Source organism: Aerococcus suis (assembly GCF_900176325.1).
Lineage (GTDB): Bacteria > Bacillota > Bacilli > Lactobacillales > Aerococcaceae > Aerococcus > Aerococcus suis.
In genome coordinates this window covers 20,502-35,355 of the sequence record NZ_FWXK01000006.1, presented here as the reverse complement: position 1 = coordinate 35,355, position 14,854 = coordinate 20,502, and the positions used below count along the sequence as shown (strand labels likewise).

At 37.5% G+C, this 14,854-nt stretch carries 13 protein-coding genes and 1 riboswitch; of the genes, 3 read left to right on the top strand and 10 right to left on the bottom strand.

Annotated features, from left to right (window positions below; all coding sequences use genetic code 11):
• Window positions 1–46 precede the first annotated feature (46 nt).
• The 5 genes from secA to B8955_RS05720 all read right to left on the bottom strand — a co-directional run bounded on the left by secA (window position 47) and on the right by B8955_RS05720 (window position 6,265).
• Window positions 47–2,425, bottom strand: coding sequence for a preprotein translocase subunit SecA (gene secA, locus B8955_RS05740; RefSeq protein ID WP_084099284.1), 2,379 nt, complete (start codon window positions 2,423–2,425; stop codon window positions 47–49).
• Window positions 2,426–2,611: 186 nt separating this feature from the next.
• On the bottom strand, window positions 2,612–3,175 hold the full coding sequence (hpf, locus tag B8955_RS05735; protein WP_084099283.1) for a ribosome hibernation-promoting factor, HPF/YfiA family: 564 nt from the start codon (window positions 3,173–3,175) through the stop codon (window positions 2,612–2,614).
• 107 nt (window positions 3,176–3,282) lie between these two features.
• The gene (locus tag B8955_RS05730) at window positions 3,283–3,975 is read right to left on the bottom strand and encodes a ComF family protein (protein WP_084099282.1); all 693 of its coding nucleotides are present in this window, start codon (window positions 3,973–3,975) and stop codon (window positions 3,283–3,285) included.
• Window positions 3,968–5,317 carry an ATP-dependent helicase ComFA gene (locus B8955_RS05725; RefSeq protein WP_084099281.1) on the bottom strand — a complete coding sequence of 450 codons (1,350 nt, stop codon included), beginning with the start codon at window positions 5,315–5,317 and terminating at the stop codon, window positions 3,968–3,970. The genes B8955_RS05730 and B8955_RS05725 overlap by 8 nt, the downstream gene beginning before the upstream one ends.
• 102 nt (window positions 5,318–5,419) lie before the next feature.
• Window positions 5,420–6,265: a DegV family protein gene (locus tag B8955_RS05720; RefSeq protein ID WP_084099280.1), complete on the bottom strand. Its 846-nt coding sequence runs from the start codon at window positions 6,263–6,265 to the stop codon at window positions 5,420–5,422.
• Between the two features lie 215 nt (window positions 6,266–6,480).
• A riboswitch (TPP riboswitch) is annotated at window positions 6,481–6,569 on the top strand.
• Between the two features lie 60 nt (window positions 6,570–6,629).
• Between B8955_RS05720 and tenA the strand changes: the two genes are divergently transcribed.
• From tenA to B8955_RS06890, 3 genes are all read left to right on the top strand, one after another.
• Window positions 6,630–7,331, top strand: a complete 702-nt coding sequence (gene tenA / locus B8955_RS05715; RefSeq protein WP_084099279.1) for a thiaminase II — start codon at window positions 6,630–6,632, stop codon at window positions 7,329–7,331.
• Window positions 7,332–7,432: 101 nt separating this feature from the next.
• The gene (locus B8955_RS05710; RefSeq protein ID WP_084099278.1) at window positions 7,433–8,080 is read left to right on the top strand and encodes a YigZ family protein; all 648 of its coding nucleotides are present in this window, start codon (window positions 7,433–7,435) and stop codon (window positions 8,078–8,080) included.
• Between the two features lie 12 nt (window positions 8,081–8,092).
• Window positions 8,093–8,257: a hypothetical protein gene (locus tag B8955_RS06890; protein ID WP_159444441.1), complete on the top strand. Its 165-nt coding sequence runs from the start codon at window positions 8,093–8,095 to the stop codon at window positions 8,255–8,257.
• 43 nt (window positions 8,258–8,300) lie between these two features.
• On the opposite strand, the gene B8955_RS05705 is transcribed toward B8955_RS06890, so the two are convergent.
• The 5 genes from B8955_RS05705 to B8955_RS05685 form a co-directional block, all read right to left on the bottom strand.
• Window positions 8,301–9,416: a lactate oxidase gene (locus tag B8955_RS05705; protein ID WP_084099277.1), complete on the bottom strand. Its 1,116-nt coding sequence runs from the start codon at window positions 9,414–9,416 to the stop codon at window positions 8,301–8,303.
• Between the two features lie 195 nt (window positions 9,417–9,611).
• The gene (nadE, locus tag B8955_RS05700) at window positions 9,612–10,439 is read right to left on the bottom strand and encodes an ammonia-dependent NAD(+) synthetase (RefSeq protein WP_084099276.1); all 828 of its coding nucleotides are present in this window, start codon (window positions 10,437–10,439) and stop codon (window positions 9,612–9,614) included.
• Window positions 10,440–10,441: 2 nt separating this feature from the next.
• Window positions 10,442–11,863, bottom strand: coding sequence for a nicotinate phosphoribosyltransferase (locus B8955_RS05695; RefSeq protein ID WP_234983537.1), 1,422 nt, complete (start codon window positions 11,861–11,863; stop codon window positions 10,442–10,444).
• A 232-nt stretch (window positions 11,864–12,095) separates the two neighbouring features.
• Complete coding sequence (locus B8955_RS05690; protein ID WP_200804275.1) at window positions 12,096–13,490, bottom strand: sugar transferase; 1,395 nt, start codon at window positions 13,488–13,490, stop codon at window positions 12,096–12,098.
• A gap of 120 nt (window positions 13,491–13,610) precedes the next feature.
• The gene (locus B8955_RS05685) at window positions 13,611–14,840 is read right to left on the bottom strand and encodes a hypothetical protein (RefSeq protein ID WP_084099274.1); all 1,230 of its coding nucleotides are present in this window, start codon (window positions 14,838–14,840) and stop codon (window positions 13,611–13,613) included.
• Between the last annotated feature and the right edge of the window lie 14 nt (window positions 14,841–14,854).

Here is a 14,854-nt window from a genome sequence, read left to right as displayed (position 1 = left end):
AAAATATGAGCAAACCGCAATAGGCGGAATGCTCATCAAACGGTTATTACACTTGTTGACGTTGTAAGTTTTGACGGATTTCAGCTTTCATAAACATACGTGTCGCGTCATGTTCAATTCCAGCAATCATTTCATTAAAACGATCAAAACCTTCTGTTTGGTATTCAACTAATGGATTATTTTGGGCATAAGCTCGTAATCCAACACCTTGACGCAATTGATCCATCGCATCGATATGATCGGTCCAACGCGCATCAACAGCTTTTAGAATAATGACTTTTTCAAATTCTAAGGCTAAACCTGGATTAGCCATACTATTGATTTTCGTTTCAAATTTCTCATGAGCTGCATTCGCTAAAAAGTCGACCATTTCTTCAGGTTTACGGCCCTCTAAATCTGACATTTCAACCTCGTCAGGACTTAATAATTCTGTCTTCGCAAAGTCAAGAATGGCTTCTAAGTTCCAATCTTCTTTGTCACCATCAGTATATACGTCAACGATCCGTTCAATCGTCCGTTTAATCATTGGCCACATGACATAATCTAATGATTCTGTCGCATCAATGACTTGTTGCCGCTGACGATAAATAATTTCACGTTGTTCACGCATCACTTCGTCGTACTCTAAAACGTTTTTACGGGTATCATAGTTGTTCCCTTCGACACGGACTTGAGCCCCTTCAATTTGTTTTGAAATCATTCGATTTTCAATCGCTAAGTCTTGGTCATCACTATCAACATTTAACGTTTCCCATAATGATTGAATCCGTTCAGAACCAAAACGACGCATTAAATCATCTTCTAGAGAAAGGTAGAAACGAGAGTAACCTGGATCTCCTTGACGACCTGAACGTCCCCGTAATTGGTTATCAATTCGCCGAGACTCGTGACGTTCTGTCCCAATAACTGCTAGTCCACCAACTTCTTTAACACCAGGGCCTAATTTAATGTCAGTCCCACGACCAGCCATATTCGTGGCAATGGTTACGGCACCTTGTTGTCCAGCATTCATAATAATATCGGCTTCACGCTCATGGTTTTTCGCATTTAACACGTTATGTGCAATATGACGTTTATTCAACTCACGTGATAATAATTCTGACGTTTCAACCGCAACAGTCCCTACTAATATCGGTTGTCCTTTATCATGACGTGCTTCAATATCATCAACAACCGCATTGAATTTTGCTTTTAAGTTAGGATAAATGATATCAGAAGCATCTTCCCGTTGTACTGGACGGTTCGTTGGAATTTGAATAACATTCATATTATAAATTTCACGGAATTCTTGTTCTTCCGTTTTAGCAGTCCCAGTCATCCCAGACAATTTCTCATACATTCTGAAATAATTTTGGAACGTAATCGTAGCCATTGTTTTGGATTCTTTTTCAACAGGGACGTTTTCTTTCGCTTCAATGGCCTGATGTAGTCCATCAGAATAACGACGGCCATCCATAATCCGTCCCGTAAAGCCGTCAACAATTTTAACTTCATCATCTTGAACGACATAATCGATATCGCGAAGCATAATATAATTTGCTCGCAATGCCGTATCGATATGGTGAATCAATCGACCGTTTTCAACATCATATAAATTAGGTAAACGGAAAACTTCTTCGGCTTTTTCAATTCCTTGTTCAGTTAAACTAATGGTTTTCGAAGAGACATCAATAATATAGTCTTCATCTTCAGTTAAACTTTTAACAAAATAGTCAGCTCGTTGGTAAAGTGCTGTTGATTGTTCTACTTGTCCGGAAATAATTAACGGTGTCCGTGCTTCATCGATTAAAATAGAGTCTACTTCGTCGACAACAGCAAAGTAAAGTGGTCGTTGAACCATTTGTTCTTTGTAAACTACCATGTTATCCCGTAAGTAATCGAACCCTAATTCGTTATTGGTTGAATACGTAATGTCACAATTATAAGCTTCTCGTTTCGCTTGAGAATCTTTATCATTCGTATTTAACCCAACCGTTAAACCAAGAAATTCATATAACTCTCCCATTTCAACAGCGTCACGGCGTGCTAAATATTCATTAACCGTTACCACATGAACCCCTTTACCAGTCAATGCGTTTAAATAAACGGGCATCGTTTCTGTTAACGTTTTTCCTTCACCGGTTTTCATTTCGGCAATATTTCCGTAATGAATGGCTAAACCACCTAAGATTTGGACATGGAAAGGATAAAGGCCGAGTACTCGACGTGCTCCTTCACGAACCGTCGCAAAGGCTTCAACTAGAATATCTTCTAAGTCTTCACCATACTCTAAACGTTCTTTAAACGACGCTGTTTTTTCTCTTAATTGATCATCTGAATATTTACCATACTTTTCGCCTAAATCTTCTACTTGTTTAGCGATTTTAGCGAATTTTTTTAATTCTTTTTTATCATTATCAAACATTTTTTTTAAAATGTTAGCCATGGTATTCTCCTTTTGCTCGCTTGGTTATGTGCATTCATAGCTAGTCTACAATACACTGCATCTATCTTATAATATCACTAATTATCAGATAGATAAATAGGTTTAATTATCCACATTTATGAGACGATTTTACGAAAAAAGGTCGAGGGAAACCTTCCCTCGACCTTGATAAGTTTATGGCACAACTTATTCGATAATATCGTCTTCAATTTCAATTAATCCATATGATTCTTTTTTACGTTTGTAAACTAATGAAATTCCTTCTGTTTCTGCATCTTCGAATAAGAAGAAGTTATGCCCTAACATGTCCATTTGTAAAACAGCTTCTTCAGGGCTCATTGGTTTAATCGCGATTGATTTACGACGAACAATTTTAATGTCGTCATCTGTTTCTTCTGGTTCAGTCTCTTCAACTGGTGCGACAATATCAGCTTTACCAGTTTCACGCGCTTTACGATTTAATTTCGTTTTATGTTTACGTACTTGACGTTCTAACTTGTCAACTACCAAGTCAATACTTCCATATAAGTCTTGGCTAGTTTCTTCAGCACGTAACGTTAAGCCACCTGAAAGAGGAATCGTTACTTCTGCTTTAGCGTCATGATTGTCATAGACTTTAGCATTGACATATGCTGTCGCATCTGGACTATCTTTGAAATAGCGTTCAATTTTAGATACTTTTTTTTCAGCATATTCTCTGATAGCAGGAGTAATTTCGATATTTTCTCCACGGATATTATATGTAAACATAATTGTCATCCTTTCTATTCCAGATATATCTGGCGAAGCCTTCATGACTTCCTTTAATGTATCTATATTATATATTGAAACGCTTACAAAATCAAGTGCCCTGTTTCCTATCTTGCTAATGTGATACTTTGTACAACATTTATCTGATGCTGTTTTAACACTTGTTCGGCTTGATAAATCGTCATTCCAGTCGTATAAACATCATCAAATAAAACGATTGGTTCCTCTATATGTTGATGAACGATATTAGGATTCCATTCAAAAGGATTAGCGCGTGATAATCGTTCTTGGCGCGTCCGTAATGCTTGTTTTTGAGTCTCGGTCGGATAGATTAATAATTCTTGATATGGAATTTTTGCTTCTGCCAAAATCACCGTTGTTTGATTAAACCCACGTGTTTGTAAATTGTGACTAGAAGACGGGATAGGCACCCAAATAGCTTCACGGTATTGCTGGTAAATTTTCTGTAACTGAGGGCTAAAATAACTCGCCACGCGAATATCTCCTACTCCTTTTAATTGAATTAACCAACGTTTAAATCCCTCATTATAGGTTACTAAGCTATAATTATGCGGTTGCCACTGACGGTTTTCTAGCCACCGACAACAGTCAGCACATAGGGTCTCCTTAAGTTGATGGGTTAACCTGCCACAGGTGGAGCAATGTGTCTCCCCAATCCACTGAAAGTGGCTTTCACATTCTGCACATAACCACTGTTGCTGACAGGAACGCCATAGAAAAATATCTCGTAATTGAACGACTTGTGAATCACTCGCCCCACATAATGCACAATTAATCATCGATCAAACCTCTTTCTCTTCCTAAACGATTCATTTGCTGAATTTGCTTAACCGCTTGTTTACTCGCTCGTGTCATTCCTTCATGAAGGAAACTAACCTCACCAGTCGGACATTCCGGTTTTCGTCCAGCCCGACCACTAATTTGAACAAGCGCCGATGTCGTAAACGTCGCATCTTCACTGCCTAAAACAATAACATGAATCGCTGGAAACGTTACTCCTCGCTCTAGAATAAGCGTCGTTAATAAAAAATCGTATTTCTCATCACGCATCGCTTGTACCTTTGACTGTCGTTCCTCATCCTGAGAAGAAACACTCGCTAAACGTAAATCGGGAAAATATTGATGACAAATCATTTCACACTGTTTCATCAATTGAATATTGGGCAAAAAAATTAAGCATCGTCGTTGTTCTTTCGCGTAACGTTGAATTAAGGTGATTAATTGTCTAGGTAATCTTCCCTTGCAAATTGCCCGCTGCCAGTCACCTACCCAATAATGTTTCGGAACAGGTAAAGCGTGGCGATGATAACGTGCGGGTAAAATCGATAACTGGTTTTGATAATCTTTTTGTAACTTTTTATCAGGAGTAGCTGTTAACAGCAACAGACTGCCAATCTTCTTAACAGCTCGATCTTTTGCTTGCCCTAACATCGCATTATTATAAAAAGGAAAGGCATCAATTTCATCAATTACTAATAAATCAAAAGCTTCCTTAAAGCGAACCAATTGATGGGTCGAACAAATCATCAAAGGTGTTAATCGGTAGGAGTCGTCACTTTGCCCGTGTAATAATAAACAATCTACTTGCGCAAAAACCACCTTAAGACGTAAGTAAAGTTCATTAGCCACATCAACTCTAGGTGTTGCTATTCCAACTCGCCCTCCTCTTCGCAAGACCGCTGTAATCGCTGGATACATCATTTCTGTCTTTCCTGCCCCAGTTACCGCCCATACTAGATGATTTCGCTGATGTTTCACAGCTGCTAGTAAGTCATCAGCCACTTGTTGTTGCGCGATGGAAAGTTCTCCCTCCCACTGACAACTGATTGCCTGATTAACCTCCCAGTCTTGTGCCGGTAAATGATACAACTTATCACATAAACGTAATTTTCCAAACGCTAAGCATCGCGTACAATAAACACATTCTTGCCCACACTGACAATAATTTCGATAAAAGTCCTGAGGTTTAATCGCTCCACAACGGTTGCAACAATATCCAGATGATGTTTTTGTAAGCGCAGAATAACGCACAAGATTTGGTAGTTTTTCAATTTCTTGGCTTGTCATATTTACTTCTTTAGCGGTAACTAATCGCCCGATTAGAAGACTCTGTTCATCCATCTTATGTTCCCCATTTTTGTATAAGTTACTTTTAAATACGAAAAAGACTAGAACAATTGTTCTAGCCTCAGAATAATAGCATATAAATTATATTTTATGTGATTATTGAATCGTCCAAGTGACACCGAATGCATCTGCACCGAGATGCGTTCCAATAACCGGTCCGAAATAATGTAAACTAATCGGAATATCAGGATGATTTTCTTTAAAGTACGTTAATAAGCTTTGAACATATGCATTGTCTTCTGGACCAATGACCGCAATCTGCCAATTTTGTTGACTATTAGTATAGGATTCCTCAAATAAATCGGTAATTCGCGTCACTGCTTTTTTGCTTGTCCGTACTTTTTCGAAAACTTCAATTTTTCCTTCTTTAAAATAAAGAAGAGGTTTAATTTTCAACAAACCGCCCATCATAGCGCCTGCTTGACTTAATCGTCCACCTTTAGCCAAATGATTCAAGTTTTCTACGACAAAATAAGCCGATAAATTCGCTTTTAACTCATTTAAAGCCGCTAAAATTGTGGACATGTCTTCGCCTTGTTCAGCTAAGGTGACTGCTTTTTCCACTAAAAAAGCGAGGGGATGGCACGTAATTTCTGAATCATATACTTCCACACGTGTGTTAGAAAGTTCAGAAGCCATCGTTTGGACCGTTTGAGCTGTTCCTGAAATACCACTAGAAATCGTTAACACTAAAATCTCTTCATAAGTTTCAGCTAACTGTTGCAATTTTTCTTGAATTAAGCCAGTACTCGGTTGGGAAGTGGTTGGAATTTCATCGAGTTTAGCCATTTTGTCATAAAACTGGTCAGCAGTTAAATCCTGCCCCTCAATGTATGTCCCATCGGAAAAGGAAGTAGATAGCGGTAAAATCGTAATCTGATGTGCGTCAATATAGCTTGGATCTAAATACGCGGTACTGTCAGTTACAATAGCTATAGACATAGTATGAACTCCCTTCATTGTCATTTACTCTCAAATAGTATAACACAGTCACTTCTCCCTGTCCTAATACTTTTTACCATTCATAGGTATTTCTAGCCTTATATGACTATTTCTTACGCCTTTAACGCCAAGGATATCATGGAATAAACAACTTCCTATAATCGACTTAATTGCACAGTGATACTTTAAGTTATATAATGACGACAAAAGTTCATCATAAACAATTGGGGTGCTTAATTTAGCTGAGAAATACTCATTGAACCTGATGCAGAAAACTGCCGTAGGGAATTGTTTGACTCACTTATGCAAGCCTCCATGTGATGGCTTGCTTTTTTACTTTTAATTTTAGAAAGGACGATAACTCTTGACATTTTCTGAACGTATTTGGCCAAAAGTGGAACCATTATGGGCAACTTATCTTGATCATCCATTTGTTAAAGGGTTAGGCGATGACTCCCTAGATCCTAAAAAGTTTCAACATTGGTTAATCCAAGACTATAACTATTTAATTGAATATGCTCGCCTATTCGCTATCGGAGCTGCTAAAGCGCCTAATTTAAAAATTATGCAAACTTTTACTGACTTACTCTATGGTGTGCTATTCGATGAAATGGATGGTCACCGAGAGTACGCTAAGGAATATGGCCTCTCTTTAGAAAATATCGAAAATACTGAAAATGCTGAAGTGACGACTGCTTATACTTCTTATATGTTAAATGTCTCTCAGGCAGGTAACGTGGAAAATGTGATGGCAGCTATTCTAACTTGTGTTTGGTCTTATTATTATATCGGTCACGAATTAGCTAAAAAGGAAGACGCCACTTCCCAACCTCATTATGGGTCTTGGATTGAAACTTACTCTAATGATGACTACAAAGAATTAGTTGATCAATCCATTACTTTAATGGATGAATTAGCTGCTGGAAAACCTGAGCGTGAATTAGAACAATTGGAAGATATTGTCATAACGACTAGCCGTTATGAATATCTATTCTGGGATATGGCCTGGAATCAAGAAAACTGGCGAACCCCTGACAGTTTCTCTCACTCATCTACTTCCTACTAATAGGGTCTATGTCTCCTGACTTGTCAGCGCTTTTTAAAATATTGTAAGATAAAGGGTAAGTATTTCAGTCACAGTAATCAGACAAGCAAGGAGTTTATCAGATGATAACTTATAAAACCATTACTGAAGGTGGGGGCTCTCATGAAATTGAAATAAAAGGCTCTCGTTTTATCGGACACATTGCCCGCGCGTTCAGTGAAGAAGAAGCCAAAGCGTTTGTTGATACCATCAAAAAAGAGCATTGGAAAGCCACTCATAATTGTGTCGCTTTTCAAATTGGAGATCGTAACGAAATCCAACGTGCTTTGGATGATGGGGAACCTTCTGGAACAGCTGGTGTCCCCATGTTAGAAGTGTTGAAACAGAATGACTTACATAACGTTGTGGTCGTCGTCACCCGTTATTTTGGAGGCACTAAGTTAGGTGCTGGTGGCTTAGTCCGTGCTTATAGTAGCGCGGTTAGTGAAGTGATGCATGAAGTAGGTGTCGTTGAACGACAAGTCCAAACAGCAGTCGATGTGACTGTTGACTATTCATTATCTGGGATGATGGAAAATTGGTTAGAAAACTCTACCTATCAATTACAAGATACAACTTATATGGAAAACGTCACTTATCATCTTGGTGTTCCTACTGCCCAAGTCGATCAATTAAAATCTGAAATTATTGATTTAACCAGTGACCAAGCCTCATTTGAAGTTGGCGAAGAAACGTATGTCGATGTCCCTGTAAATCCCGATAACCACTAATAAGGAGCCATTATGAAAGAATTTATTTTTGACGTTCTTGTTTTCGCGGTTACATTTATCTTACAAAGTATTTTGAGTCAGATAATAACGATTGATTCGTTACTCACTGATTTTGTCTCATTTATTGTTATTTATCTTATCGTTTACTTTATTGGTCGGAAATTACTTAAACGGTAACTTAAAAAGCCGTCACCTCTAAATTGAGATGACGGCTTATTTTTTATTGCCAATTATTCATATCTTTTAGTCGTGTATGTTTAATATCATCAATCGTTTGTGCCCCAGCAAGTTGCATCACCCGTTTTAGATCTTCTTCAAAGTATTCTAAAACTGATTTAACCCCTTTCCAGCCACCAAGAGCCAATCCAAATAAGACAGGACGACCTAACGCGACAATATCAGCACCGGAAGCTAATGCTTTAAAAATATGTTCTCCACGACGCACACCTGAATCGAATACAATTGGTACACGACCAGCGACTGCTTCAGAAATTTCTTCTAATACTTCAAATGAACCAGGGGCTTCATCTAATTGACGACCACCATGATTAGATACCCAGACACCATCTGCTCCAGCACCAATTGCTTTTAATGCATCCTCTGGTGTTTGAATCCCTTTAACGAAAACAGGTAATCCTGAATATTCTTTAATAAACTCGACATCTTTAGGCGTAATTTTTTGTTTAGATTGAGCATAGATATTATTTAATGACATGTTTTCGCCTGAACCTGTTAAATAACGTGAGACGATTGGCATACCAAATGGATAAACAAAGTGATTTTTATCATCACGATCACGGTTACCTGAAATAGTAGCATCAGCCGTTAAAATAATAGCTGTCGCACCGTCTGCTTTTGCTTCGTCTAAAATGTTTTTATTTAATTGGTCATCTTTAGACATATAAATTTGGAACCAGCGCGGATTGCCGTTTAATCCTTCTTCAATTTCAGAGAATGTGGCACCTGAATAAGCAGAAATGGACATAATCGTACCACCAAATTCAGAAATTCCTTTCGCTGTTCCTGCTTCTTTTGTTTCATGAGCTAAACCATGAGCAGCAATTGGGGCCATAATGAAAGGTACTTTTAAATCATGTTCAAAAATCTTCGTATCAGTTTCTGGAAATTCAACGTCTGCTAAGACACGAGGTAAAATTCCTTTTGATTTAAACGATTCCACATTACGTTTCCGCGTATACTCTTCACCAGAAGCACCAGCTAAATAGTCAAATCCACCATGAGGCATTACTTCTTTGGCATAGTCTTCTAATTCAATTGTATTAAAAATCTCTAATTCTTTGATTTCCGTCGGGGCATTATAAGTTTCTTCTGACATAAATAAAACTCTCCTTCATTTTTTATCACGCCTATGCGATATATCCATTATATCATAATCTATAAAAAAACGTTTACAATTTTGTTTCATAAATTTTCATATTATTTTTTTCACAAGAAAATCCCTTGATAAATCAAGGGTTTTATTAGTGTTAGTGAAACAAAAATTGTTTTTACCTCACAAGGACGAGTGATATTACTGCCACCAATTATCATATAAGTTAATCGGTAATTGCCGCTTATGGGCTGATTTTTGATATAAGCTTTCAATCACTTCAGCCGTTTCATCTGACACTTCATAGCCTTCTAAGTAATCATCAATCGCTTCATATGAAACACCTAATGCCTCTTCATCTGCATAACCTGGTTTTAAATCTTCTAAGTCAGCAGTTGGTGTTTTTTCGTATAAATGTTTTGGACAATTTAATGTTTGTAACAGTTGACGTCCTTGACGTTTCGTTAAACGCCATAAAGGCATGATATCAGCGGCGCCATCACCAAACTTCGTATAAAAACCAGTGACTGCTTCAGCAGCATGGTCCGTTCCGACCACCACTCCTTGATGTTCTCCAGCAATGGCATATTGCGCGACCATTCGTTCTCTCGCTTTAATATTGCCTTTATTGAAATCACTGATTAATTGGCCATCATTTGCTAACGTTTGAACGAGAGCATCTGTGGCGGGTTTAATATTAACCGTCACAATTTGATCTGGATGCATAAAATTTAGAGCATCTTCAACATCTTGAGCATCTGCTTGTTCACCATATGGCAACTTAACTGCGATAAATCGATACTCATCATCTCCAGTAGTCGTACGCATCTTTTCAATCGCTTTTTGGCAAATCCATCCAGCTAATGTTGAGTCTTGACCACCACTAATTCCTAACACTAAAGTCTTTAAAAACGAGAAGCGTGTAAGATAATCTGTCAATAAATGAATGGAACGGTCTAATTCTTCTTCTGGTTGGATGGTTTGTGAGACTTTTAACGCAGCTTTAATTTCTGCTTGTAAAGGGCGCACAACTATTCCTCCTCATTATCTTTTATAGCATTCACACGTTTTTTAATCGCTTGAATGCTAGCCACCTTACTATCGTATAAGTCTTGTGATAAATCGACTGGGTAAGGCTCTGGATTCAACATCCGTTTATATTCATTCCATAATAAATCTAAACTATCAGCTGAATATTGTTTAATCGTGTGAACATCAGGATGAACATCATATTCAAGCACTCCATCTTGAAAAATTGTATGTAAAACGGGACGTGCTGTGAAATTTTTCACCGTTTTATTAATATAATGGTAGGTTGGATGGAACATAAAGATACTGTCTTCTTCTCTTGGATCTTCTGTATCGAAAGTAACATAATCCCCTTCAGATTTTCCATCGCTATTGCGCATAATACGCCAAACTTGTTTTTTACCTGGTGTTGTCGTTTTTTCAGGTGAAGATGAAATTTTCATTGTTGGTACTAATTCGCCATTATCATCTTCAATGGCACATAATTTATATACCGCACCTAACGCTGGTTGATCATAGGCCGTAATAAGTTGTGTCCCGACTCCCCAAGAGTCAATTTTAGCCCCTTGCATTTTCAAGTTAAGAATCGTTTTTTCATCTAAGTCATTAGAAGCCACGATAATCGCATCTTCAAAGCCTGCTTCATCTAACATTTGACGAATTTGTTTGGATAGGTAAGTAATATCCCCACTATCAATGCGGACGCCAACAAAATTAATTTGGTCACCCATTTCACGAGCGACACGAATTGCATTCGGTACGCCAGAACGAAGCGTATCATATGTATCCACTAAGAACACACAATCTTTATGTGTTTTGGCATAGCTTTTGAAAGCGTCGTAATCACTACGGAAGGCTTGGACCATCGCATGAGCGTGTGTACCAGAGATTGGTAAATCGAATAATTTACCAGCACGTACATTACTTGTCGAATCAAAGCCACCAATATAAGCAGCCCGTGTTCCCCATAATGATGCATCTAATTCTTGAGCACGCCGAGATCCAAACTCAGATAATTTATCATCTCCACAAACGTTGCGCACACGTGAAGCCTTAGTTGCAATCAATGTTTGGAAATTAATAATATTTAAAATGGCCGTCTCAATTAACTGACATTCTGCTAATGTCCCTTCAATTTGCATTAATGGTTCATTAGCAAAGCAAACTTCCCCTTCTAACATCGAACGAACGGATCCTTTAAATTTAAAGTTTTTTAAATAATCAAGAAATTCTTCTGGATAATCGGTGACTTCTCGTAAATAGGCAATATCTGTCTCACTGAAAGCAAGATTTTCTAAATAATTAATTACACGTTCTAATCCTGTAAAAATAGCATACCCATTATTGAAAGGATGCTTTCTAAAGTAGACTTCGAAAACCGCTCGCTGTTCCGCTTTTCCTGTTTCCCAGTAAGTTTTCATCATATTAATTTCATATAAGTCGGTATGTAAAGCTAAGCTGTCATCTGCATAATTATTCACAACATTACCTCCAAATGTCCTTTCTATTCATTATAGCAAAAATATGAAAGGGTGAATCAAAAAGGTTTTAAAATCCCTAATATATCTATATTAAGTAATGAAAACGGGCTAAAAATATCTCTATTAAGTAATAAAAAAGAAGAGACAGCTCAGCTGCCTCTTCGCTTACTTCCGATTAACGGATTAATGTAATATTCATCGCTTCAATTTCTTCAGCAGTGACTGCGGGACGTGCTTCTTCGTCTACCCCACTACTTGATACTTTATCAAATAAAATTTTAATCGTTTGCAAGAAAATTTTGAAGTCTAAAATAATCGAATAACGTTTAATATAAATTAAGTCAAAATTCAACTTAGAATTAAAGTCACTCGCATATTTCCCGTAAACTTGTGCATAGCCAGTAATTCCTGCTTGAACATTGTGCCGTAGATAATAATGCGGATTTTGTTCTTGGAATTGATTAACAAAGAATGGACGCTCTGGACGCGGACCAATCATTGACATCTCACCTTTTAAGACGTTAATCAATTGTGGTAATTCGTCAATTCGCAAGGAACGAATATATTTCCCAATAAAGGTTACTCGAGCATCATTTTTAGTTGCGATAACTGGACCAGATTCAGACTCCGCACTTGTTGACATGGAACGGAATTTTAAGATTTCAAATTCTTCGCCACCTTTAGTAATTCGTACTTGACGATAGAACACAGGTCCTGGCGACGTCAACTTAATTAATATTGCGGTAATCAGCATAATCGGTGAAGCAACGACTAATAATACTGATGCCATAATAATATCTAAGCCGCGTTTAATCACCGCTTGATCGGCTGGAATTTTGAAATCAGAAGTTTCGATAATCGATTCATCTTCAAAGTTCATAATATTAGGATTAACCATCACTAAGTTTTCGAATTTTGAATTTAAGAATAATTTTTTATTCGCTCGCATCAACAAATCATAAATTTTTAGTTTTTCAGTTTCATCGATTTGTGAAGCCAAGTAAACAATATCAAAATCATCGATATGATCAAACACATTGTTATAGTAATTAGATAAGACAACATGAGTCACAATATGACGGGTCGTTTTACTTGATTTGAAATTAAAGATTGCTGGAATCACTTCAGATTCTTTCCCAACAATCATGACACGTTTTGTCGTCGCATATTTACGATATAAGTTAAATATCAGCACTCTAAATAAATAGAGCATAACCACACTCACAGCAAAATTAATTAAGACAACAGAACGTGGAAAAGCCAACCAACGTCCAGCAAAACTTAACATCATAGCGACAACGGAAAGTAATGCCTGAATAATTAGCGTTATAAAGAATAAATCACCTTTAGACTTATTATATAAAATATATACCCCAAATAAAATATTAAAAATAATAAAGATGATTATTATCCAACCAATGGCTCCTTGAAATGCTTCAAAATTTCGTGCTGGCACGTAACGACCATAGCGAATAAAGAAAGAAACCAAATAAGATAAGAACAAAATTAAGGCTTCCGTAGCAACAATAACGATGCGGTACCAATTTGTCCATTCACCATTTTTTTGCATAATTTCACTCATTTCATTTCGATTCAAAAAGGTCTATTTGACTAGACCTTTTTAGTTATCTTCTTATTTTAGCATAGTTACCGATTAATGCGCTGAATCAACCGTTAATTTTTTATAAAATCAATGATTATCATCTACAATATGCAGTTGCGAGTCTGGAATACTTTCCTCTCGGTTATCAGGCACCACTGAAGATTCTCCAGATGATCCATGATCATTATCTGGTGCGGGTCGATTAATTTCAGGAACCCATTCATGTGATATGGATGGTTCGTCTTCATCTTTTTCCGAATCGTCATCTTCCTTAATATGTGGCGGTTGTGACTCCCCAGATGCTGCTGGTGGCTGACTTGTCGATGATTCTTCTGATTCTGATTGCGATGGCTCTACTGGTTGTGGCGTTTCTGATGGCTTTTCTTTAGCCGGTTGAGCGTTAGACGCCGATGACTGATGACTTGATTGTGAAAAGCCTCCTGGTATTGGACGTACTTGATGCCTTGTTTTTCGTAATTTATTTTGTTCTTCAGTGTCCATTTTTACCCGTTCAACCGATGCATCTCGTTGAGACTTCCCTTCTGCTTCAATTTGAGCAATTTCAGCAGCCGAGCGCTTCGCATCTCGTGCAGCTTGGACACGTTTATCGGTAATAGCGTCTACTAATTCCTTATCTGCTTTCCCAATCTTTTCTAAAATACGTGCTTTTACATAAGGATTTTCTTCAGATGCTAGTTCTTTGCGTAAGCGATCTAAAGATTCCGTTAAGTCCTCATAAGTCAGTTCATTATTATCGCGTAATTTATTTAGCTGGCCATCAATTGATGTAAAGGTTTTATACTGTTCGGTTGCTTCATCCAGCAATAAACTAATCGTGACATAAAAGCCATCATCACCAGCTTGTAATTGATCGCGATATTTATCTCTAATCGTTTGAATACTTCCTTCTTGAGTATCACCGTTTACCAAGACATACTCTTGTAATGTTGCCCCGTTTAAAGGTTGCTTATCATCTAAGGCTTCAAATAATTGATTAGTGGCTTGTAAAGCCGCAAAGCGTTCATTAATATCATTAAGCCGTTGCTCTAATTGACCTTCTTCTTTACCTGTTTTCAGATCAACAACTGCTGCCTTAGCGTCATTAACCTCCTGTTCTGAAATTCCTTCCTTAAGAAAGACATAGGCCTCATCATAATAAAGATCATTGACTTTTTCAGCAGCTGCTTGAATATCACGACGCTGTTGTTCCTCGCTCCCTCCAAAAGCTTTCACTGCAAGGAAGCTAACTCCAATCATCACAATAATAGAAACGATACTTAAAACAATCAGTTTAGTGTGGTTGTGTTTATGTTTCATCTCTTGAGTCTCCC